This is a genomic window from Streptomyces sp. NPDC015346, assembly GCF_043078785.1.
Taxonomy (GTDB): domain Bacteria; phylum Actinomycetota; class Actinomycetes; order Streptomycetales; family Streptomycetaceae; genus Streptomyces.
In genome coordinates this window covers 102,589-122,982 of sequence record NZ_JBIBTW010000009.1, presented here as the reverse complement: position 1 = coordinate 122,982, position 20,394 = coordinate 102,589, and the positions used below count along the sequence as shown (strand labels likewise).

18 protein-coding genes are annotated in these 20,394 nt (G+C 71.0%); 7 read left to right on the top strand and 11 right to left on the bottom strand.

Going from position 1 to position 20,394, the window contains the following annotated elements; genetic code table 11:
- The first annotated feature begins 11 nt into the window (after window positions 1-11).
- The gene (gene serS, locus ACF06X_RS29080; RefSeq protein WP_392290282.1) at window positions 12-1,301 is read left to right on the top strand and encodes a serine--tRNA ligase; all 1,290 of its coding nucleotides are present in this window, start codon (window positions 12-14) and stop codon (window positions 1,299-1,301) included.
- The gene (locus ACF06X_RS29075) at window positions 1,298-2,110 is read left to right on the top strand and encodes an HAD family hydrolase (protein WP_392290281.1); all 813 of its coding nucleotides are present in this window, start codon (window positions 1,298-1,300) and stop codon (window positions 2,108-2,110) included. The genes serS and ACF06X_RS29075 overlap by 4 nt, the downstream gene beginning before the upstream one ends.
- Before the next feature lie 336 nt (window positions 2,111-2,446).
- On the opposite strand, the gene lpdA is transcribed toward ACF06X_RS29075, so the two are convergent.
- From lpdA to ACF06X_RS29050, 5 genes are all read right to left on the bottom strand, one after another.
- Window positions 2,447-3,850 (bottom strand): dihydrolipoyl dehydrogenase, encoded by a 1,404-nt coding sequence (gene lpdA, locus ACF06X_RS29070; protein WP_392290280.1) that lies wholly within the window; start codon window positions 3,848-3,850, stop codon window positions 2,447-2,449.
- Between the two features lie 124 nt (window positions 3,851-3,974).
- The gene (locus ACF06X_RS29065) at window positions 3,975-4,694 is read right to left on the bottom strand and encodes an ABC transporter permease subunit (protein ID WP_392290279.1); all 720 of its coding nucleotides are present in this window, start codon (window positions 4,692-4,694) and stop codon (window positions 3,975-3,977) included.
- Between the two features lie 14 nt (window positions 4,695-4,708).
- Window positions 4,709-5,620 (bottom strand): ABC transporter ATP-binding protein, encoded by a 912-nt coding sequence (locus tag ACF06X_RS29060; protein WP_392290278.1) that lies wholly within the window; start codon window positions 5,618-5,620, stop codon window positions 4,709-4,711.
- The gene (locus ACF06X_RS29055) at window positions 5,617-6,519 is read right to left on the bottom strand and encodes an ABC transporter permease (protein ID WP_392290277.1); all 903 of its coding nucleotides are present in this window, start codon (window positions 6,517-6,519) and stop codon (window positions 5,617-5,619) included. The genes ACF06X_RS29060 and ACF06X_RS29055 overlap by 4 nt, the downstream gene beginning before the upstream one ends.
- Window positions 6,516-7,484 (bottom strand): ABC transporter ATP-binding protein, encoded by a 969-nt coding sequence (locus ACF06X_RS29050; protein WP_392290426.1) that lies wholly within the window; start codon window positions 7,482-7,484, stop codon window positions 6,516-6,518. The genes ACF06X_RS29055 and ACF06X_RS29050 overlap by 4 nt, the downstream gene beginning before the upstream one ends.
- 252 nt (window positions 7,485-7,736) lie before the next feature.
- On the opposite strand from ACF06X_RS29050, the gene ACF06X_RS29045 reads away from it, so the two are divergent.
- The 5 genes from ACF06X_RS29045 to ACF06X_RS29025 all read left to right on the top strand — a co-directional run bounded on the left by ACF06X_RS29045 (window position 7,737) and on the right by ACF06X_RS29025 (window position 13,690).
- On the top strand, window positions 7,737-8,588 hold the full coding sequence (locus ACF06X_RS29045; protein WP_392290276.1) for a M24 family metallopeptidase: 852 nt from the start codon (window positions 7,737-7,739) through the stop codon (window positions 8,586-8,588).
- On the top strand, window positions 8,588-10,366 hold the full coding sequence (locus ACF06X_RS29040) for an SDR family oxidoreductase (protein WP_392290275.1): 1,779 nt from the start codon (window positions 8,588-8,590) through the stop codon (window positions 10,364-10,366). Before ACF06X_RS29045 ends, ACF06X_RS29040 begins: the two co-directional genes overlap by 1 nt.
- A 79-nt stretch (window positions 10,367-10,445) precedes the next feature.
- On the top strand, window positions 10,446-11,402 hold the full coding sequence (locus tag ACF06X_RS29035) for a MerR family transcriptional regulator (protein WP_392290274.1): 957 nt from the start codon (window positions 10,446-10,448) through the stop codon (window positions 11,400-11,402).
- Window positions 11,403-11,514: 112 nt separating this feature from the next.
- The gene (locus ACF06X_RS29030) at window positions 11,515-12,057 is read left to right on the top strand and encodes an RNA 2'-phosphotransferase (RefSeq protein WP_392290273.1); all 543 of its coding nucleotides are present in this window, start codon (window positions 11,515-11,517) and stop codon (window positions 12,055-12,057) included.
- A gap of 55 nt (window positions 12,058-12,112) precedes the next feature.
- A complete protein-coding gene (locus ACF06X_RS29025) occupies window positions 12,113-13,690 on the top strand; it encodes an aldehyde dehydrogenase family protein (protein ID WP_392290272.1) in 1,578 nt (525 codons plus the stop codon).
- Window positions 13,691-13,758: 68 nt separating this feature from the next.
- Here the strand turns inward: ACF06X_RS29025 and ACF06X_RS29020 are convergent, their stop codons facing one another.
- Genes ACF06X_RS29020 through ACF06X_RS28995 form a run of 6 tightly spaced genes read right to left on the bottom strand, consistent with a single transcriptional unit; the run spans window position 13,759 to window position 20,342 of the window.
- Window positions 13,759-16,188: a M28 family peptidase gene (locus ACF06X_RS29020; protein ID WP_392290271.1), complete on the bottom strand. Its 2,430-nt coding sequence runs from the start codon at window positions 16,186-16,188 to the stop codon at window positions 13,759-13,761.
- The gene (locus ACF06X_RS29015; RefSeq protein ID WP_392290270.1) at window positions 16,185-17,042 is read right to left on the bottom strand and encodes an alpha/beta fold hydrolase; all 858 of its coding nucleotides are present in this window, start codon (window positions 17,040-17,042) and stop codon (window positions 16,185-16,187) included. Before ACF06X_RS29015 ends, ACF06X_RS29020 begins: the two co-directional genes overlap by 4 nt.
- A gap of 2 nt (window positions 17,043-17,044) precedes the next feature.
- Window positions 17,045-17,791: a thioesterase II family protein gene (locus tag ACF06X_RS29010; RefSeq protein ID WP_392290269.1), complete on the bottom strand. Its 747-nt coding sequence runs from the start codon at window positions 17,789-17,791 to the stop codon at window positions 17,045-17,047.
- Window positions 17,792-17,800: 9 nt separating this feature from the next.
- Window positions 17,801-17,992, bottom strand: coding sequence for an MbtH family NRPS accessory protein (locus tag ACF06X_RS29005; protein WP_351211084.1), 192 nt, complete (start codon window positions 17,990-17,992; stop codon window positions 17,801-17,803).
- On the bottom strand, window positions 17,989-19,290 hold the full coding sequence (locus ACF06X_RS29000) for an MFS transporter (protein WP_392290268.1): 1,302 nt from the start codon (window positions 19,288-19,290) through the stop codon (window positions 17,989-17,991). Before ACF06X_RS29000 ends, ACF06X_RS29005 begins: the two co-directional genes overlap by 4 nt.
- A gap of 2 nt (window positions 19,291-19,292) precedes the next feature.
- Window positions 19,293-20,342 carry a cupin-like domain-containing protein gene (locus ACF06X_RS28995; RefSeq protein WP_392290267.1) on the bottom strand — a complete coding sequence of 350 codons (1,050 nt, stop codon included), beginning with the start codon at window positions 20,340-20,342 and terminating at the stop codon, window positions 19,293-19,295.
- Window positions 20,343-20,394: the final 52 nt, after the last annotated feature.

Below are 20,394 nucleotides of genomic sequence, written 5' to 3'. Positions count from 1 at the left end.
AGCCTGGTGGGGTGATTGACCTTCGCCTGCTCCGTGAGGACCCCGACCGTGTTCGCGCCTCCCAGCGCGCCCGTGGAGAGGACGTCGCGCTCGTCGACGCCCTGCTCTCCGCCGATGAGCGGCGCAGGTCGTCCGGCGTCCGCTTCGACGAGCTCCGTTCCGAGCAGAAGACGCTCGGCAAGCTGATCTCCAAGGCCACCCCCGAGGAGCGCGCCGAGCTCCTGCGGCGGGCCGAGCAGCTCAAGTCCGACGTCAAGACCGCCGAGGCCGAGCAGAACGAGGCCGACGAGACCGCGCGCGCCCTCCTGCTCCAGCTCGGCAACATCGTCCACGCGGACGTGCCGGTCGGCGGCGAGGAGGACTTCGTCGTCCTGGAGACGCACGGCACCGTCCGCGACTTCGCGGCCGAGGGCTTCGAGCCCAAGGACCACCTGGAGCTGGGCGAGGCGCTGGGCGCCATCGACGTCGAGCGCGGCGCCAAGGTCTCCGGCTCGCGCTTCTACTACCTGACGGGCGTCGGCGCGCTGCTGGAGCTCGCCCTCGTCAACGCGGCGATCGCACAGGCGACGGAGGCCGGGTTCATCCCGATGCTGACGCCGGCGCTGGTCCGCCCGCGCGCCATGGAGGGCACCGGTTTCCTCGGCCAGGCCGCGGAGAACGTGTACCACCTGGAGAAGGACGACTTCTACCTCGTCGGTACGTCCGAGGTGCCCCTCGCCGCGTACCACATGGACGAGATCATCGACGCGGACAAGCTGCCGCTGCGCTACGCCGGCTTCTCGCCCTGCTTCCGCCGCGAGGCGGGCACGTACGGCAAGGACACCCGGGGCATCTTCCGGGTCCACCAGTTCGACAAGGTCGAGATGTTCTCGTACGTCGCGCCGGAGGACGCCGAGAACGAGCACAGGCGGCTCCTCGAGTGGGAGAAGCAGTGGCTGACCAGCCTCGAGCTGCCCTTCCAGGTCATCGACGTGGCCACCGGCGACCTCGGCTCCTCGGCCTCGCGGAAGTTCGACTGCGAGGCGTGGATCCCGACGCAGGGCAAGTACCGCGAGCTGACTTCGGCGTCGAACTGCGACGGCTTCCAGGCGCGGCGGCTGTCGGTCCGGATGCGGGACGACCGCGACGGCAAGAAGGTCGTCCAGCCGCTGGCGACGCTGAACGGCACGCTGTGCGCCGTACCGCGCACGATCGTGGCGATCCTCGAGAACCACCAGCTGGCGGACGGATCGGTGCGGGTGCCGGAGGTGCTGCGGCCGTACCTCGGCGGCCGTGAGCTCCTGGAGCCGATCCCCAAGTGACCTCCTTCCCCTACCGGCTCGTCGCGACCGATCTCGACGGCACGCTGCTGCGGGCCGACGAGTCGGTCTCGGACCGGACGCGTGACGCTCTCGCCGCCGTGGTGGCGGCGGGGGCGGCGCACATCGTCGTCACCGGCCGGGCCGTGCCCTGGACGCGGCACATCCTCGACGACCTCGGGTACGACGGGCTCGCGGTGTGCGGTCAGGGCGCGCAGGTCTACCACGCGGGCGAGCACCGTCTCCTCACCTCGGTGACGCTCGACCGGCAGCTGGCCGGTCTGGCGCTGTCGAAGATCGAGGCGGAGGTCGGCCCACTGGCGCTCGCCGCCAGCCGGGACGGTCTCGACGGCGAGGTCCTGGTGGGCGCGGACTACCGCGTCCTGGAGGGGCCCCTGCCGGTGCGCGCCTTCGAGGACCCGGCGGAGCTCTGGTCGGCCCCGCTCAACAAGGTGTACATCCAGCACCCGACGCTCTCGGACGACGAGCTGGCGCGGGTCGCCCGCGCGACGGTCGGCAGCCTGGTGGACATCGTCATGGCGGGCGCCGGGGTCGTGGAGATCCTGCCGCTCGGTCTGAGCAAGGCGACCGGCCTGTCGCTCGCGGCGCGCCGGCTGGGGGTGAAGGCGGCGGAGACGATCGCCTTCGGTGACATGCCCAACGACATCCCGATGTTCGGCTGGGCGGCGCGGGGCGTGGCGATGGCGAACGCCCACGACGAGCTGAAGGCGGTCGCGGACGAGGTGACGGCCTCGAACGAGGAGGACGGCATCGCGGTCGTACTGGAGCGTCTGCTCGCGCAGCACTCCTGACCCGGCCGATCCCGCGGAGGTGGGGCGGCCCGCGCGGAGAATCCGCGCGCTCGAAGCGGCCGCCCCAGCGGCGCCGAGGGACACCCCCTGGATGCGCCGCCCTGCGGGAAGCTCGACGGACTCCGACTCCGGCTCGAACCGGTGTCGGTCGACGTCGCGCTCCTCCCCGGTCTCGTGACTCCGCAGACCCTTCCCCGCCGAACTATTGTGCGGGCGACGGAGGTTCGGGGACCAACGGTTTTCCGACGAGCGGCCGGACATGCGTACCGGGTGACGAACGCCCCCCGACCTGATCGGTCGGTCGGGACGGTTCGCCACCCGGCGGCGAGGGCTCGACTAGAAATTGATCATGTGTCCGGCAAGGCCGTGGATCGCTTCCTTCACGGCCTCGCCCAGCGTCGGGTGGGCGTGGACGTTCCGCGCCACCTCGTGGACGGTCAGGTCCCACTGCTGGGCCAGCGTCAGCTCGGGCAGCAGCTCGGTGACGTCGGGACCGATCAGGTGGGCGCCGATGATCTCGCCGTACTTCGCATCGCTGATGATCTTCACGAAGCCGGTCGAGTCGCCGAGGCCGTGCGCCTTGCCGTTCGCCGTGAACGGGAACTTGGCGACCTTGACGTCGAAGCCCTTCTCCCGCGCCTGCGCCTCGGTCCAGCCGAAGCTGGCGATCTGCGGTTGGCAGTAGGTGGCGCGCGGGATCATCGGGTAGTCGAGCTCCATGGTCTCGGCGCCCGCGATCGTCTCGGAGGCGACGACACCCATGGACTCGGCGGTGTGCGCGAGCATCAGCTTCGCGGTGACGTCACCGATGGCGTAGATGTGCGGCACGCTGGTGCGGCAGCGGCCGTCGACCTCGATCGCGCCGCGCTCGGTCAGCGCGACACCGGTGTTCTCCAGGCCGTAGCCCGTGACGTTCGGCGCGAAGCCGATGGCCTGAAGGACCTTGTCGGCCTCCAGCACCTTCTGCGCGCCGTCCTTGCCGGTGACCGTGACGCGGACCTGCGGGCCGGACTCGTCGATCGTCTCGACGCGGGTGGAGGTCAGGACGTCGATGCCGAGCTTGCGGTACTGCTTGGCCAGCTCCTTGGAGACGTCCGCGTCCTCCAGCGGCGCGATCCGGTCGAGGAACTCGACGATGGTGACCTTCACGCCGTAGTTGTGCAGGACGTACGCGAACTCGATGCCGATCGCGCCGGCACCGGCGATGATGATCGACTGCGGGACGTCCTCGGCGACGATCTGCTCCTCGAAGGTCACCACGCGCTCGCTGCGGGCCGTGCCGGGGAGCAGGCGGGGGGTGGCGCCGGTGGCGATGACGCAGTTGTCGAAGGTGATCGTCTGCGAGGTGCCGTCGGCCTTGGCCACCTGGAGGGTGTTCGCGTCGACGAAGGTGCCGCGGCCGTCGAACTCGGTGATCCCGTTCTTCTTCATCAGGAAGTGGACGCCCTTGACCCGGCCGTCCGCGACCGTGCGGCTGCGGCGGAACGCCTCGCCGTAGTCGAAGGAGACCGTGCCGTCAACCTTGATGCCGAAGGTCTTGGCCTCGTGGTTGAAGATGTGGGCGAGCTCGGCGTTGCGCAGCAGCGCCTTGGTGGGGATGCAGCCGACGTTCAGGCAGACACCGCCCCAGTACTTCTCTTCGACGACCGCGACCCGCTTGCCCAGCTGGGCGGCGCGGATGGCGGCGACGTAGCCGCCGGGGCCAGCTCCGAGTACGACGACGTCGAAGCGGTCTGACATGACTGACTCCCGAAGGTGGTGAGGGTTCGTGTCCGCGTACGGCCCCCACAGTAATCCGGGGCCGACCGGGCCCGCGACGCCTGTCGCCCCGGGCCTCAGGCCCCGCCGCCGGTGGCCGGGGGGCCTACTCCTCGCCCGCCAGCTTCAGCGTCCGCAGCTTCTGGCCGGCGTACCAGGTCGCGGCGACCGTCACGCCGATCAGCAGCGCCAGCGCCGTCGACAGGCCGACCTCCGAGGTGACCAGACCCTCGCCGCTGACCTTCTGGGCGACCGCCAGCGCCCACTGCTGCACGCTGAGCGTCTTCGCCCCGGAGATCAGGGAGCCGAAGAGGGCCTCCCAGACCAGGGCGTAGACCAGGCCGATGACCACCGCGTGGCGGCTGACCGTGCCGAGCAGCAGGAACAGCGCGCTGTAGGCGATGGAGGCGACCAGCGCCGCGACGGTGTACGCCACCGCCACCTGCTGGCCGTTGCCGTTGAGGATCATGCCCGCGAGGAACGTGGGGACGGCCGAGAAGACCATCGTCACGGCGATCGCCACGATCAGCTTGGTGAAGATGATCGTCGGGCGCTTCACCGGCTTGGACAGCAGATAGACGATCGAACCGTCGTCGATCTCCGGGCCGATCGCGCCCGTGCCGGCGATGACACCGATCAGCGGCACCATCGTGGCGAGCGCGAACCCGCCGAGGACGTCGGCCGCGATCTGGTCGTCCGCGCCGTTGAACGCCCGTACCGCCGCGGCGATCAGGAGCAGCAGCGCGGGGAGTGCGAAGAGGATCAGCGCCCGTCGGCGGCCGAGCAGGGCCCGGTAGGTGAGCCGGGCGACTGTGGGGTTGTACATCGGTCAGGCTCCTTTCAGGCCGCTACGAGATACGAGAAGACCGATTCGAGGGACTCGTCCGAGGGCGAGACCGTCAGCAGGCGGATGCCCTGCGCCCGGGCGACCTGGGGCAGCAGCTCCGTGAAGCGCCCGAAGTCGACCGCCTGAACGCGCAGCGCGCCCTCCGCCAGGTCGACCTCGATGCCGGCCGTGGACGGGTCGGCGATGAGCGCGGCGGCCAGCGCACGGTCGTCGCTCGACCGTACGAGATAGCGGTGCGGCCGGTCGGTCATGAGCCGGCGGATCTTGCGGAAGTCACCGGAGGCGGCGTGCCGTCCGGCCACGATCACCTCGATGTGCGAGGCGAGCTGCTCGACCTCCTCCAGGATGTGCGAGGAGAACAGCACCGTGCGGCCGGCCGATCCCATGCGGCGCAGCAGGTCCATCAGCTGCATGCGCTGGCGTGGGTCCATGCCGTTGAACGGCTCGTCGAGCAGGAGCACGGACGGCTCGTGGACGAGGGCCGAGGCCATCTTCACGCGCTGCCGCATGCCCTTGCTGTACGTGGCGATCTTCCGGTCCTGCGCGTACTCCATCTCGACCGTGGCGAGGGCGTCCTGGGCCTCCTTGGCGCCGAGCCCGTGGAGCTCGGCGTTGGCCAGGACGAATTCGCGGCCGGTGAGGAAGTCGTACATCGCCTCCCGTTCGGGCACGACGCCGATCTGCCGGTAGACGGACTCGTTGCGCCAGATCGGCTGCCCGTCGAGGGTGACCGTGCCGGTGGAGGGGGCGAGGAAGCCGCCCATCATGTTGATGAGGGTGGACTTCCCGGCGCCGTTGGGGCCGAGGAGGCCGGTCACACCGGGGCCGATCGTCATGGTGACGTCGTTGACGGCCACGACGTTTCCGAACCACCGCGAGGTGTGGTCGATGTTGATCGTGGTCACAGCCCGACCTTTCGGTAGCGGCGCATCAGGACGCCGTAGGAGCCGGCGATGAGCGCGAGGACGACCAGCACGTAGACCGCGCCGGCTCCGGCACCCGGAGCGGCGGCCGCGCCGCCGGGGAAGGCGGACGGTGCCCCGAGGAACGCGGTCTGCACGCCGTCGACGAGGGTGATCGGCGAGAAGAGGCCCATCCACTTGATGGCGTCGACGTTGTCCGTGCCGTAGGCGATGCCCTGCAGGGTGGAGACCGCGCCGTACGAGATCACCATCACGGCGATCACGGCGGCGACGCCGAAGCCGCGTCGCGGGGTGAGCGCCGCCATGACCAGGCCGATCCCGCCGAAGAGCAGCGAGAGCAGGGCCACGGAGACGAGTCCCTGGCCGAAGAGCTTGCTCTGGGTGGCGAAGTCGAGCTTGGCGAGCAGCGAACCGATCCAGAGGATCAGGAGCGGGACGGCGGTGAGGATGAAGAGCGCCGAGGCCATCGCGCCGTACTTGGCCAGGACGTAGTCCACGCGCTCGATCGGCCGCGAGAAGTACAGCGGCACCGTCCTGAAGCGGAGGTCGCGGGAGACGGACTGGGGCGCCTGGGCCGCCAGGTAGATGGCGATGACGAGCTGGAGGTAGATCGCGTACTGCGTGTACTCGATCGCGAGCTTGGGCGCCTTGGTGACGACCGCCACGGCGACGATGATCAGCGCGGGGACGCACATCACCGCGAAGAGGATCATCGGCAGCACCTTGGACTTGGCGCTGCGGCCCAGTCCGTACGCGCCACGCAGCGACTGGGAGAACAGCGCCCGGCGCGCGTACGCACGGCCGAGGCGCGGCCCGTCGTAGTTGCGGTACCCGATGTTGTGGATGCGGGTGGTCTCGGGGGTCTGGGTCGGGGAGCTCATCGCGTCGGCACCTCCTGCTGCTGTTCCTGGGAGCCATCGGCGCGGAAGACCTCGGCGATGTGGTGGCGGCGCTGCTCCATGCGGACGAGACCGAGGCCGAGGTCGGCGACGGTGTCGCGGACGAGGTCGTACGTCTCCTCGCCGGCGGCCTCCACCAGGAGGATGTGGCCCGCGCCGGGCAGTCCGTCCTCGACGCCCTCGTGCAGGGTGACCCCGGCGGCGGCGAGGGCCGCTCGCAGTATCGCCGTGCCGTCGGGGTGGGTGTCGGAGTCGGTCACCTCGACCGCGAGGGTCGTGGTGATCTGGGTGAAGTCGCTGGTGGAGCTGGAGCGCAGCAGCCGGCCGCCGTCGATGACGACGACGTGGTCGCAGGTGCGCTCCAGCTCGCCGAGGAGGTGGGAGGTCACCAGGACCGAGATGCCGAATTCGGTCCAGACCCGGCGGATCAGGCCGAGCATCTCGTCGCGGCCGACCGGGTCGAGGCCGTTGGTCGGCTCGTCGAGAAGGACCAGCTGCGGGTCGTGGACCAGCGCCTGGGCCAGCTTCACCCGCTGCTTCATGCCGGTGGAGTAGCCGCCGATGGGGCGGTACCGCTCCTCGTACAGGCCGACGTGGCGCAGCGTGTCGGCCGTCCGCTCGCGGGCGGCGGTGGCGGGCAGGCCCGACATCCGCGCCATGTGGACGACGAACTCGGTCGCCGAGACGTCCGGCGGGAGGCAGTCGTGCTCGGGCATGTAGCCGACCCGCTCGCGGATCTGGGCGCCCGAGGTGGAGACGTCCAGGCCGAGCACCTCGGCCCGGCCCTCCGTGGCGGGGGACAGCCCGAGCAGAATTTTGATCATCGTGGACTTACCGGCTCCGTTGGCACCCACCAGTCCGGTCACACCGGGCCCGATGTCCAGGGAGAGCCGGTCGAGAGCGGTCACCCGGGGGAACCGCTTGCTGAGGCTTTCGGTGGCGATCACAGTCACGCTTCGACGGTAGTGGCGCGCGCCACAGCGGTCGTCAGCCCAACGGCTCGATCCGTATCCGACTCCAGGCGTACGAACCCGTAGGGGAGTCGAGACCAAAGTCGTTCGGCACCGTCGTTTTCCACAGGCTCACGCACGACCCTTGACGCAGCCGTCGAGCATTGTCACATTCATCAGTGTCAAGTTACGGACACGTAGCGCACGCGTACGCTCACATCGGACGGGCGGGGTGGCATGGCCTCAGCAATGACAAGGGCCTCAGCAGTGACGAGCGAACCGGCCGCGGACCTGCGGGGGTTCAGGGAAGTGCAGCGCCTCGCCTACGAGTGCGCGGAAGCGGTCGCGGCGCAGCTCAGGCCGGGAGTGACCGAGCGCGAGGCCGCGAAGATGCAGCGGGACTGGCTGTACGAACGGGGGGTGCGGGACTGGTTCCACCGGCCCTTCGCCTGGTTCGGCGACCGCACGGCCTTCGTGGACTTCAAGATCCCGCTCCAGTTCTTTCCCACGAACCGGCGCCTGGAGGCGGGGATGCCGTTCATCCTCGACATGGCCCCGGTCCACAAGGGCTACACCTCGGACATCGGCTACTCCGGCTGTCTGGGCCTCAACCCCCTGCACGACAAGCTGCTCGCCGATCTCAAGGCGCACCGCGAGCTGATTCTGAGCCGGGTGCGCGAGCGGCGCTCGCTGCGGGAGATCTACGAGGACGTGGACCGGCTCATGGTCCGCCAGGGGTACGCCAACCGGCACCGCGCGTATCCCTTCGGCGTGATCGCCCACAAGATCGACCGGGTCAGGGAGCGCCGCTGGTCGCCGACGCTCTTCGGCTTCGGGACCCAGTCGCTGAAGGGGCTGGCGAGCGACGCCGTGCACGGCCACCGCGACGGCTGGTCGCCGCTCTGGTCGCCGTACAAGTTCTCCGACCACCCGCCCCGGCCGGGGCTGTGGGCGGTCGAGCCGCACCTCGGGTTCCGGGGGACGGGCGCGAAGTTCGAGGAGATCCTGGTCGTCACCGACTCGAAGGACCCCGAACAGAGCGCGTTCTGGCTGGACGACGATCTGCCGCACGTGCGGCGCTGGAACGAGAGGGACGTGTGATGGCCGGGCTGAAGGGGGCGCGGGAGCGCTGGGTCCGTACGGGTGGGATCGAGCTGGGCGTGGCCGAGCTGGGCGACGAGAGCCGGCCGACCGTCGTGCTCGTGCACGGCTATCCGGACTCCAAGGAGGTCTGGTCGGAGGTCGCGCACCGGCTCGCCGAGCGGTTCCATGTGGTGCTGTACGACGTCCGGGGCCATGGCCGCTCCACGGCGCCGACACCGTTGCGCGGCGGCTTCACCCTGGAGAAGCTGACGGACGACTTCCTGGCGGTGGCCGACGCGGTCTCCCCCGGTCGGCCCGTGCACCTCGTCGGTCATGACTGGGGCTCGGTGCAGTCGTGGGAGTTCGTGACCGTTCCGCGCACGGAGGGCCGGATCGCGTCGTTCACGTCGGTGTCCGGCCCGTCCCTCGACCACTTCGGGCACTGGATCAAGCAGCGCATGGCCCGGCCCACCCCGCGCCGGATCGGCCAGCTCCTCGGCCAGGGCGCCAAGTCCTGGTACGTGTACATGCTGCACACGCCCGTGCTGCCCGAGTTGGCCTGGCGCGGCCCGCTCGGCAAGCGGTGGCCGAAGATCCTCCAGCGGGTCGAGAAGGTCCCGGCCGGCGACTATCCGACGCCCTCCCTGCCCCATGACGCGGCGCACGGCGCCTGGCTCTACCGGGACAACGTCCGCGCACGGCTCGGCCGCCCCCGCGCCGACGCGTACGCGCACGCGCCGGTGCAGCTGATCACGCCGACCGGTGACGTCTTCCTCTCCGAGCGGCTCTACGACGACCTCGCCGCCTGGGTGCCCGACCTCACCCGTCGTTCCCTGCCGGCCAAGCACTGGGTTCCGCGCACCCGGCCCGACCAGCTCGCGGCCTGGATCGGCGAGTTCGTCCGGGCGAACGAGGACCCGTCCACCAAGGCGCCGAGGACGGTGGCGAAGAGCGGGGTCCGACCGGAGTACGCGGAGCGGTTCGGCGGCCAGCTGGTCCTGGTGACCGGCGCGGCCAGCGGCATAGGACGGGCCACCGCCTTCGCGTTCGCCGAGGCGGGCGCGCGGATCGTCGCCGTCGACCGGGACGGCGAGGGCGCGGCCCGGACGGCCGAGATGTCCCGGCTCATCGGCGCCCCCGCGGCGTGGGGGGAGACCGTCGACGTCAGCGACGAGCAGGCCATGGAGAAGCTCGCGGCGAAGGTGGCGAGCGACCACGGGACGGTCGACGTCCTGGTCAACAACGCGGGCATCGGCCTGACCGGCTCGTTCTTCGAGACGACCAGCGAGGAGTGGAGGAAGGTTCTCGACGTCAATCTCTGGGGCGTCATCCACGGCTGCCGGATCTTCGGCGGGCAGATGGCCGAGCGCGGCCAGGGCGGCCACATCGTCAACATCGCCTCGGCGGCCGCGTTCCAGCCCTCCCGCGCCCTGCCGGCGTACAGCACGTCCAAGGCGGCCGTGCTGATGCTGAGCGAGTGCCTCCGTGCCGAGCTGGCCGGTCAGGGCATCGGCGTCTCGGCGATCTGTCCCGGCATCGTGAACACCAACATCACCGCGACGGCCCGGTTCGCCGGGGTCGGCGAGGAGGAGCAGAAGCGCCGGCAGCGGAAGGCCTCCCGGCTCTACGGTCTGCGCAACTATCCTCCGGAGAAGGTCGCGGACGCGATCCTGCGCGCGGTGGTCCGCAACGAGGCCGTCGTCCCGGTCACCCCCGAGGCGCGCGGTGCCCACTTCATGTCACGCTTCGCCCCGAGGACCCTGCGCGCGATAGCGCGTCTGGAGCCGCCGGCGTGATCGAGCGGAGCCACGCCGGGCGCGCTTGAGGCCGGCGGACGGACAGGCGGGGCGGGCGGTGGGAGCGGTGGGAGCGGGTTTGTCGGAGCAGTCAGCACAGTCGGCCGGGGGCGGGCAGCCGTCCCCGGCGGAGTACCGGATCGAGGATCTGGCCCACCACAGCGGTGCCACGGTCCGCACGATCCGCGCCTACCAGGACCGCGGCCTGCTGCCGCGACCGGAGCGCCGGGGCAGGTCCAATGTGTACGGGGACACGCATCTGGCGCGGCTGCGGCAGATCGCGGATCTGCTGGACCGCGGCTACACCCTGGCCTCCATCAAGGAACTGCTGGAGGCCTGGGACACGGGGCGCGGCCTTGGCGGTGTGCTGGGTCTGGTCGCCGAGGTCGACGGCCCGTGGACGGATGAGGAGGCCGACCGGATCTCCCGCGAGGAGCTGGACGCCACGTTCGGCGGCAAGCCGGACGAGGACGCGATCCGCGAGGCGATCGAGCTCGGTGTGCTGGAGCGGGTGGCGGGCCGGGAGGACGAGTTCCTTGTGCCCAGTCCGCAAGAGCTGGCGGTGGCGGCCGAGTTGTACGCGGCCGGCGTCCCGCTCCAGGCGATCTCCGGGCACCTGCGGGAGCTTCGCGGCCAGGTCGAGCACATCGCCTCCCGTTTCCTGGAGTTCACGACCGAGCACGTCTTCGCCCGCTACCTGGAGCATCGCCCGCCGACGGACGCCGACGCTGCCGCCGCGGCGACGATGGTGCGCCGACTCAGACCCCTGGCCCAACAGACGGTGGACGCCGAACTGGCGCGGGCGATGCGGCTGTTCGCCACCCGCCATCTGCGGCATCACCTCTCGCCCGATCCTCCTCCGGTACGGGACGACGAGCCGCGCCCGGTCGTCCTGCCCTCCGGCACGATCCGGGCCGTACAGCGCCTCGTCGGCGCGGAGAACGTGGCCGCGTTCATCACGGCGGCGGCCGAACGTGAGGTACAGACCCGCACATTGGACGCTCTGACGACAAGCACGAAGGAAGGGGCTGAGTAGCCCAAACACCTTCACTTCACCCGTCTGTTGTCCACAGATCCTCCCCTTCCCTTGTGGATAACTACACTTCGCTGTGGATCAAACATCTCAGCCCGAACTGAATGGTCGAGCCATGGACGACAGACGCACCGTGAAGGTGTCGAAGTACCTCGCGAGGCATCTGCGCCATCAGCCCGAGCGGATCGGACTCGTCCTCGACCCGAACGGCTGGACCGAGATCGACGCGCTCCTGCGCGCGGCGGCCGAGCACGGCTTCCCGATCACCCGCGACGAGCTGGACCATGCCGTCGCCACCAACGACAAGAAACGCTTCGCGATCGAGGGCACGCGGATCCGCGCCAGCCAGGGCCACACCGTCGAGGTCGACCTCGACCTGCCGGTCGCCGAACCGCCCGCGTACCTCTATCACGGTACGGTCGCCGCCCACCTGGACGCGATCCGGACCGAGGGCCTGCGCCCCATGTCCCGCCACCACGTCCACCTCTCCCCCGACCGGGAGACCGCGACCCGGGTCGGCGCACGGCGCGGCCGCCCCGTCGTCCTGGCCGTGGACGCCGGCGCGATGCACCGGGCCGGCCATGTCTTCCACGTCAGCGCCAACGGCGTCTGGCTGACGGAGGCCGTCCCACCGGAGTTCCTCCGCTTCCCCGGCTGACATGTGCCGAGGGCTATACTCGCGGCCGCATTCGACATGGTGAGAGGAAATCCAGGTGGCGGGTCCGACTGTGCTGAATTCGGTGATCGACGGCAAGGAGATCGCCGGGGACGGCGTCACCTACACCTCCCGGAACCCGGCGCGCCTGAGCGACGTCGTCACCGAGGTCCGGCCGGCCGACGCGGAGACCTTCCAGGCCGCCTGCGCGGCGGCACGCGAGGCACAGCGCGAGTGGGCGCGGGTGCCGGCCCCGGTGCGCGGGCAGGTCGTGGGGGCCTTCGGCCGCCTGGTGCAGGCGAACAAGGAGGGCCTCGCCCGGCTGGTCACCCGCGAGGTGGGCAAGACGTACGCGGAGGCACTGGGCGAGGTCCAGGAGATCATCGACACCTGCGAGTTCTTCCTCGGCGAGGGCAGGCGACTGTACGGGCACACGGTGCCTTCGGAGATGCCCGACAAGCAGCTGTTCACCTACCGGATGCCCGTCGGGGTGGCAGTCATCGTGACGGCGGGGAACTTCCCGGTGGCGGTGCCGTCGTGGTACCTGGCCCCGGCCCTGCTGTGCGGCAACGCGGTGGTGTGGAAGCCCGCCGAGTACGCGGCCGCGACCGCGCGCGCCCTGGCCGAACTCGCCTGGCGGGCGGGGGTGCCGGCCGGAGTCCTCAACCTGGTCTACGCCGACGGCGAGACCACGTTCGAGGGGCTGGAGGCCGCACTGAGCCGCGGCCTGGTGGACAAGGTCGGATTCACCGGCTCGACGCTGGTCGGCCGGCGGATCGGTGAGCTGTGCGGCCGCCACCTGCAGACGCCGTGTCTGGAGCTCGGCGGCAAGAACCCGATGGTCATCGCGCCCGACGCGGATCTCGACCTGGCCGTGCAGGCCGCGCTGTTCTCCGGCTACGGCACGGCGGGCCAGCGCTGCACCTCGCTGGGCACCGTCATCGCGCACGAGGACGTGCACGCCGAGTTCGTGCGCCGGTTCGCCGAGGCGGTGCGCTCCGCGCCGGTCGGCGAGCCTTCCGAAGGCGTCGTCTACGGCCCGCTGCTGGACGAGAAGTTCGCGCGCTCCTACGAGTCCACGCTGAGCTGGATCGACGCCCACCACACAGTGCTGGGTTCGAGCGCGGTCGGCAGGATCACGGCCGAGTCGCCCAGGGAGGGCTTCGTCGGTGACCCGTCGGACGGCCTGTACTACCACCCGGTACTGGTGGACGGGGTCCGCCCCACGGACCGGATCTTCCTGGAGGAGACCTTCGGGCCGATCGTCGGCGTGACCACGTACCGGACGCTCGACGAGGCGATCGAGCTGGCCAACACCCCGGGTTACGGGCTCTCCGCCGCCGTCTGGACCAGCGACCCGGCCACCGCGTTCCGCTTCCGGCAGGGCATCGGCGCCGGCATGGTCAGCGTGAACAACTCCACCTCGGGGGCGGAGGCCCACCTCCCGTTCGGCGGGAACGGCAAGTCCGGCAACGGCAGCCGCCAGTCCGGCGTCTGGGTGCTCGACCAGTTCACCCGCTGGCAGTCGATGAACTGGGACTTCTCCGGCTCGCTGCAGAAGGCCCAGATGGATGTGGCGACCGTCGAAGCCGACCTGACCTACCGGCTGCCGGCCGCGTGGACAGAAGGAATCTGAGAACGCCGCCGGCGCCGAGGGCGATGGTCGTACCATCTCCGTCGGCGCCACAGCGGTAGCGGACCCGTTCAGGAACGGCGGTCCGCCCAGGTGCGCTGGACGACCGTCTGCGCGTGGCCCACCGTCCAGTCCGGCAGCGCCGCGAGGGCCTTCTTCGCGTCCTCCCCGGTCCGCAGGAACACCTGGTCGACCTGGATCTCGACCGGACCGGAGCGTGCGACCGTGACCGTGTGGCCGTCGAAGCGGCCGACGACGTCGACGACCGCCTCGCCGCCGTCGAAGGACCGGCCGCCGACGGAGAGGCCGGGGCCCGTCACCGTGATCCTGATCAGCTCCGCACGGTTCGCGCCGAGGGTGATCCGGACGGGCGCGGTCGTACCGGCGGTGGCGAAGGAGACGGTCCCCTCCGGTACGGACACCTTCCGCGCGGTGAGCGCGCCGTCGCGGGCCCGCAGCCCGGTGTCGCGTGCGACCTGGTCGACGACGCCCAGCTTCTGGGGCGTGAGGTAGTCGCGGCCCTCCAGCACGATCCGCGCCTCCTCGCCGTCGGTCTGCTCCTGGAAGAGCTCCACCAGCTTGGGGTGCGCGCTGTCGTACGGCGAGGTGAGGCCGACGACGAGGAGTCCGCAGACGGTGTACGCCGCGAGCACGAGCCCGGACCGGCGCGGCGGCCGCCCCGCGTGCACGGCGAACGGCGCCAGGATCAGCGCCAGCGGGACGGCGACGAGGACGGATGCCACAGCGAGGGCCGCGTCCATGGGGATGGCGGTCGGCATCCGGCCCATCATCGGGACCGCCAGCTCGAACAGGTTCCAGGTGAACTGGGCGATCAGCACGAACGACACGAACGCGCTCACGAGCAGCGGCACCGCACGCCAGTGGCCCGGCAGCACCAGGAAGCCGGCGATCGACACGACGAGCAGGGCGGAGGCGACCCACAGCAGGTAGCCGGGTCCGACGCCGAGCCAGGCGGTGAGCGCCCCGAGCAGGGCCACCGCCCAGGCGTTGGCAAGCAAGGCGGTTCGGGCCGCCGACCGCCGGGTGCCGTCCAGGGCGCGGCGCCTGCGCTCGAGGAGCAGCTGGGGGGCCAGCGCGCCGAGGACGACGAGGGGCAGCGTCACCAGATGGACCAGCCACGGGTGCGCGAACCAGGAGTGCGGGCCGGCCAGGGACTGGGCCGCACCCACCACGACGCCCGTGAGCACGGCCGCCGGGAGACCGAGCAGCGCGGCGCCCGCGGTGGCGGCCACCCGGCCGGGCCGAATGTCCCAGACCCGACAGGCCCGCCAGGACAGCGCGGCCAGGGCCAGCAGCAGCGCGAGCGTGCCGATCTTCGTCATCAGCGGGTCGAACGTCACCCACCAGCGCGACAGCACGTCGAAGTAGTAGGGGGCGGGCCGAGGGTCGTTCAGGTCGGCGGACCCGGTCACGTCGGAGGCGAACCGGACGGTCAGGTCGGTGACCGCCTGCGCCGATCCGGCGCCGATCCCCTCGACCCGGTCGTTCGGCGTGTGGTAGCGGTAGCCGTCCTCGAAGAGGGCGTAGTCGAGGCCGGACCAGCCCTGGGCGCGCCACACCCGGGCGTCGGTGTCGGAGTTGATGAGGCCCGCCTGGAACAGCCACTGGCCGAGGACCGAGCCGTAGGGCCGTTCGGTGTTGCCCGCGAGCTCGATCAGCCGACCGTCGTCCTGGCCCGCCTGGAACAGGATGGGCAGTCCGCCCGACCCGACGGCCTCCAGGTTCAGGAACCAGCGGACGTCCGCCGCCCACGGGTGCCGGGTGAACGCGTCCGCCCCGGTGAGGCCGACCTCCTCGCCGCCATTGAACAGGTAGATCACCGTGCGGTGGTGGTCCTGTCCGGCCAGCTGACGCGCGGCCTGGAGCAGCGCGCCGACGTTGACGCCGTCGTCGGCGGCGCCGGGCCCCTCCATCGCGGAGTCGACGTGGACGTTCACAAGGAGGGCGTCGTCGGAGTCGCCGGGCTGGCGGGCGATCACGTTCTCGACGCTGTAGTCGACGGCGCGGTCGTGGAAGCGGTACGAGCCAGAGGCGCGCTGCCGTTCCACCTGAAGGCCCGGGACCGTCTCCAGTTCGCCGGCGACGATGTCCAGCGCCTCGGCGACCTGGGGGCTCCCCGCGACGTGCGGGCCCAGGTCTTCGAGACGCTGGGTGGTGGCGAGGGCGGCACGGCCGGCCTCGCCGTCGGGCGCGGGACGGGTCGCCCAGTGCGCGACGCCGAAGGCGACGACCAGGAGCAGGCCAAGGACCGCCCAGGTGACGGCGAACCGGCCGAGACCGGGCCGGTTCGCGACACCCACGAGGGGCGGTGTTTCACGTGAAACATCGTCGAGGCCGGACCGCGCGTCGCCGGTCCCGTCCCGTACGGACCGCACGTCGCCGGCCTCGTCCCGTACGGACCGCGCGCCTGCCCCGTCCCGTACACCCTCGTCCGCCCCGGACTTCAGCGGGCTCACCGCCGTGCCTGCCCCCTCGGTCATGACCCCGCGCCCCTGATCTCCCGCAACCACGCGCGCAGTTCCCGCTCGACCGTCTCCGGGTGCTCGAGGGTGAGGGCGTGCGCGGCGTCCGGGACCCGTACGAGCGAGGCCTGCGGACAGGCGTTCTCGATCTCCTGTGCCGTGGCCCGCATGCCGGCGGTGTCCGCGTCCCCGACGAGGACCCGGACCGGGCAGCCGAGCTCCGCCAGCCGGCCGGCCGCGGGCTCCGGCTTCACGAAGCCGGGAGTGTCCTTCTGCTGCGTGTAGTTGAGCCGCAGCATGTCGGCGACCGTCTCGCGTACGGCGGCGCGCGCGGGCTCCGGTTCACGGCCGGGTCCGTCGACGAACAGCCGTACCTCGTGCGCGATCAGCTCCTCGACCGTCCGGGCGGTGTCGGCCGTCTCGGCGGCGTCCCAGGCTTCCTCGGCCGCCTCGACCGCGTCGAGCAGCGGGCGCTCGTCGTCCGCGACCGGGCTGTCGAAACCCGAGACGTCGGGCGCGAGCAGGAAGAGCCCGCCGACCCGCTCCGGGTGGGCCAGCGCGAAGTCGATCGCGAGCCGCGCGCCCCGTGACTCGCCCACCAGGACGGCGGACTCCAGTCCGTAAGCGTCGAGCACGCTCGCGAGATCGTCGATGTCCGAGAACTCGCCGTCGAGCGTCGTCGTGGACCGGCCGAAGCAGCGGCAGTCGTAGGCGACACCGAACACCTCGTCGCCGAGCGCCCGCAGCAGTGGGGACCACATCTCCCCGTGGGCGATGCCCGAGTGGACCATGACGGTGGCGGGGGCGGCCGGTGCGCCGCTGCTGGCGGTGTGGAGCGAGCCGCCGGCGACCGTGATCGTGCGTGTTTCCATGTTCATCCTTCCAGTGACTGCAGGGAGCGGCCGATCGACCGCATGTGGCAGCCGATCACGAATGCGGCGACTTCCTCGGCGTGATTCAGCAGATACATGTGTCCGCCCTGCCACATCCGGGTCGGGCAGCCGTTCTCGGACTGCTCCGCCCAGGCCGCCAGCCCTTCGGCCGGCACACCGGGGTCGTCGGTGCCTCCCAGGGCGAACACACCCGCCGAGAGCTTCTCGCCGTCCCGGTACCGGTAGCCCATCGCCATCCGGTAGTCGGCGCGCAGGCCGGGCATGACGAGCTCCAGCAGATCCGGCTGCTGGAAGAACTCCGGCGGTGCCACACCGTGCGAACGGAGGTTCGCCAGGATCTCGGTGTCCGTGGGCGCGCGCCTGTCGGGCAGCACCTGGGGCGCCGGCATCCCGGAGACGACCAGGCAGTTCACCGGGAGCGCCCGCCGCTGGAGCCGACGGGCCACTTCGAACGCGACCAGCGAGCCGAAGCTGTGCCCGAACAGGCTGGTCGGCCGTCCGTCCGCGGCGAGCTCGTCGGCCAGGGTGGCGACGAGCAGCTCCATGTCCTCCACGGGCGCTTCGAGCATCCGCTGTTCGCGGGCGGGCAGGTCGGGTGCCCACAGCTCCACATCGGAGGGGAGCCACGCGGTCCAGCTCTCGTAGACCGTCCCGTTGCCGCCCGCGTAGGGCAGACACACGATCCGGCTGGTCCCGTCACCGGCGCTGAGCCTTCTGAGCAACGTCATGACGGCCGATCAGCCCCGCACGCAGCGCGGACGCATGTCGGTCCACACCGTCTCGATGTGGTCGAGGCACTCGTCCTTGGTGCCGGACGGCCCGTCGGCCTCCCAGCCGGCCGGCAGCTCGCGGTCGCTTCGCCAGATCGAGTACTGCTCCTCGTCGTTGACGACGACGACGTACTCGGGCTCCACGGTGGTCACAGTCATCGCACTACCTCTTGGGGTGTAAGGGTCGGGGTGTTCGGAGTGTTCGTGGTTGGGGGGAGGGTGATCTCGGGGGCCGCCGTCGGAAGCCGGCGGCTGAGGCCGCCGAAGGCGACGCTGATCGCGATGCAGGAGAGCGCGATCACGGCCAGGGTCACGGAGCCGGAGGTCGCCTCCAGGGCGATGCCGGCCACCAGGACGGACAGGGGTTTCAGACTGAACGCGGCGACCTGGGCGGTCGTGGTCACGCGGCCGAGGAGTTCGTCCGGGGTGAGCCGGGCGCGCAGGGTGCTGTAGAGGATCGCGGAGAGCGACTCCCCGCCGCCCGCGAGCAGGACGACGCCGAGCGCCAGCGGCAGCGACGCGGTGCCGCTCAGGACGAGCAGTCCGACGCTGCCGAGGACCGTGCCCGCGCACATGACCGCGACGGACGCCTCCTTGATCCGCGAGGCGAGCACCGCGCCGGCGATCGCGCCGACGGCGTAGACCGCGATGATCGCCCCCAGCACGCCGGGCGACCAGCCGAGATCCTCGCGGATGAAGTACGTGGCACAGATGATGATCGGCGCTGTGAAGAACGTGATCGCCGCCCAGTAGAGCAGCGCCGCCCGCAGCAGCCGGTGCCCGGCGATGAACCGAAAGCCCTCCATGACCTGCCGGCGCATCGGCGCGGGCGCGTGCTCCCGCGCGCTCTGCAGCGGCCGGCGGATCAGCATCAGGGAGACCGCCGACACCGCGAAGGTCAGCGCGTCGACGCCCAAGGTGCCCGCCCCGCCGATGCCCGTCACCAGGACACCGGCGAGCGCGGGTCCCGCGATGTAGCCGAGCGCGTTGCCGATCGAGAGCAGCGAGTTGGCCTCGCCGAGCCGGTCGCGGCCCACCAGAGACGGCACACAGGACAGGCAGGCCGCCTCGAAGACGGCGTACAGCACGCCGACCGGCACGGCGATCGCGTACAGCACCGGCAGCATCGGCAGGTCGAGCACCGCGGCCACGGGCACCACGCCGACCAGCACGGCCCGCCCGACGTCCGACCAGAGCATCATCCGCCGCCGGTCGAAACGGTCGGCCCAGGCGCCTGCGGCGACGCCGAGCAGCATCATGGGCAGCGCCGTCAGCATGGCGATGAGGCCCATGTGCAGTCCTGAGCCGGTGAGGGCCAGGACCAGCAGCGGCAGGGCGGTCTTGCTCAGCGCGTCGCCGAGCGCCGAGGCGCCCTGGCCGCCCGCGAACAGCAGGAAGTCGCGGTCCCGCAGCAGGTTCCGGCCGGCGGGGGTGGCCGTGCTCGCAGGTGTGCTCACCGTCAGGCCCAGTCGTCCCAGTCCTTGGCGCCGGTCACGTTACGCAGACCGCCCTGGGACTTGAAGTACATCTGGGCCAGGTAGCGCTCGGGGATGCAGGTCAGCCAGCCGAGGGCGTTGTCCTCGCCGACGATCTGGTGGCTGTACGAGATCGAGGTGTCCATGGCCTCGATGGCGTGCCAGTAGCCGCTGGGGACGTACAGCGTCTCGCCCGGGTGCAGGACGGTCTCCTCGACGACCACGTCCTTGAAGCGCGGGTGGCGCGTCAGGTCGGGGCGGCGGTAGTCGACCTGCGCCATGCCGAACTGGCGGCGGAACGGGCGCGGGTACAGCTTCTCGTGCTGGTCGGGGGAGACGAAGTAGCAGCGCTTGCGGCCGACGACCTGGCTCAGGTAGGCCGCGGTCTGCATGCCGTCGCTGTGGAACGGGGTGACGGTGCCCTTGCTGCCGACGAACATCACGGCCGCGACGCGGGAGGACACGGTCTCGCGCGGGGCGCCCTTGCCGCCGCCCCGGTTGAGGAAGGTCTTGGCGAGGTAGAGGCCGAGGAGCCTGGCCGGGTTGACCGTGCCGGTCCGCCAGTCCGCCTTGAAGCGGATGTCGGCCCAGTTCGGCGCCAGGTCGGGGAGGTCGTAGTCGTCGGCGAGCCCCGGGTAGTGCTCGACCATCCGGTGGACGGGGTAGGCGCGCAGGTAGTAGGCGCGGTTGTCGTCGGTGTTCTTCTCGATCTCGTCGAGCAGGGCGGCCAGCTTCATCCCGCGGAAGCCGCCGACGTTGCCGAGGATCAGCTCGTTGTCGAGCCGCTGGAGGTTGGCGTGGATGTCCAGGTCGCCGAAGTGCTCGCGGAAGTAGTCGAGGCTCCAGCGCTCCATGGCCGGCCAGGAGTCCATCAGGCCGGTGATGACGGCGGGCTTGCGCTTGTAGACGTACTCGCGCGTGAACTCCTCGCGGGAGGGTGCGTGGATCCGGTCGATCGCGTCGGTCTTCACCGTGGCCTCGGGGAAGATCGTGCCGACGACGGTCTCGTCCTTCTCGGTCGAGTTGATGGTCATCGTGGGTCCTGTTCCTTTTCCTGTGTCCTGTGGGGTGGCGATGTCGGGAGGG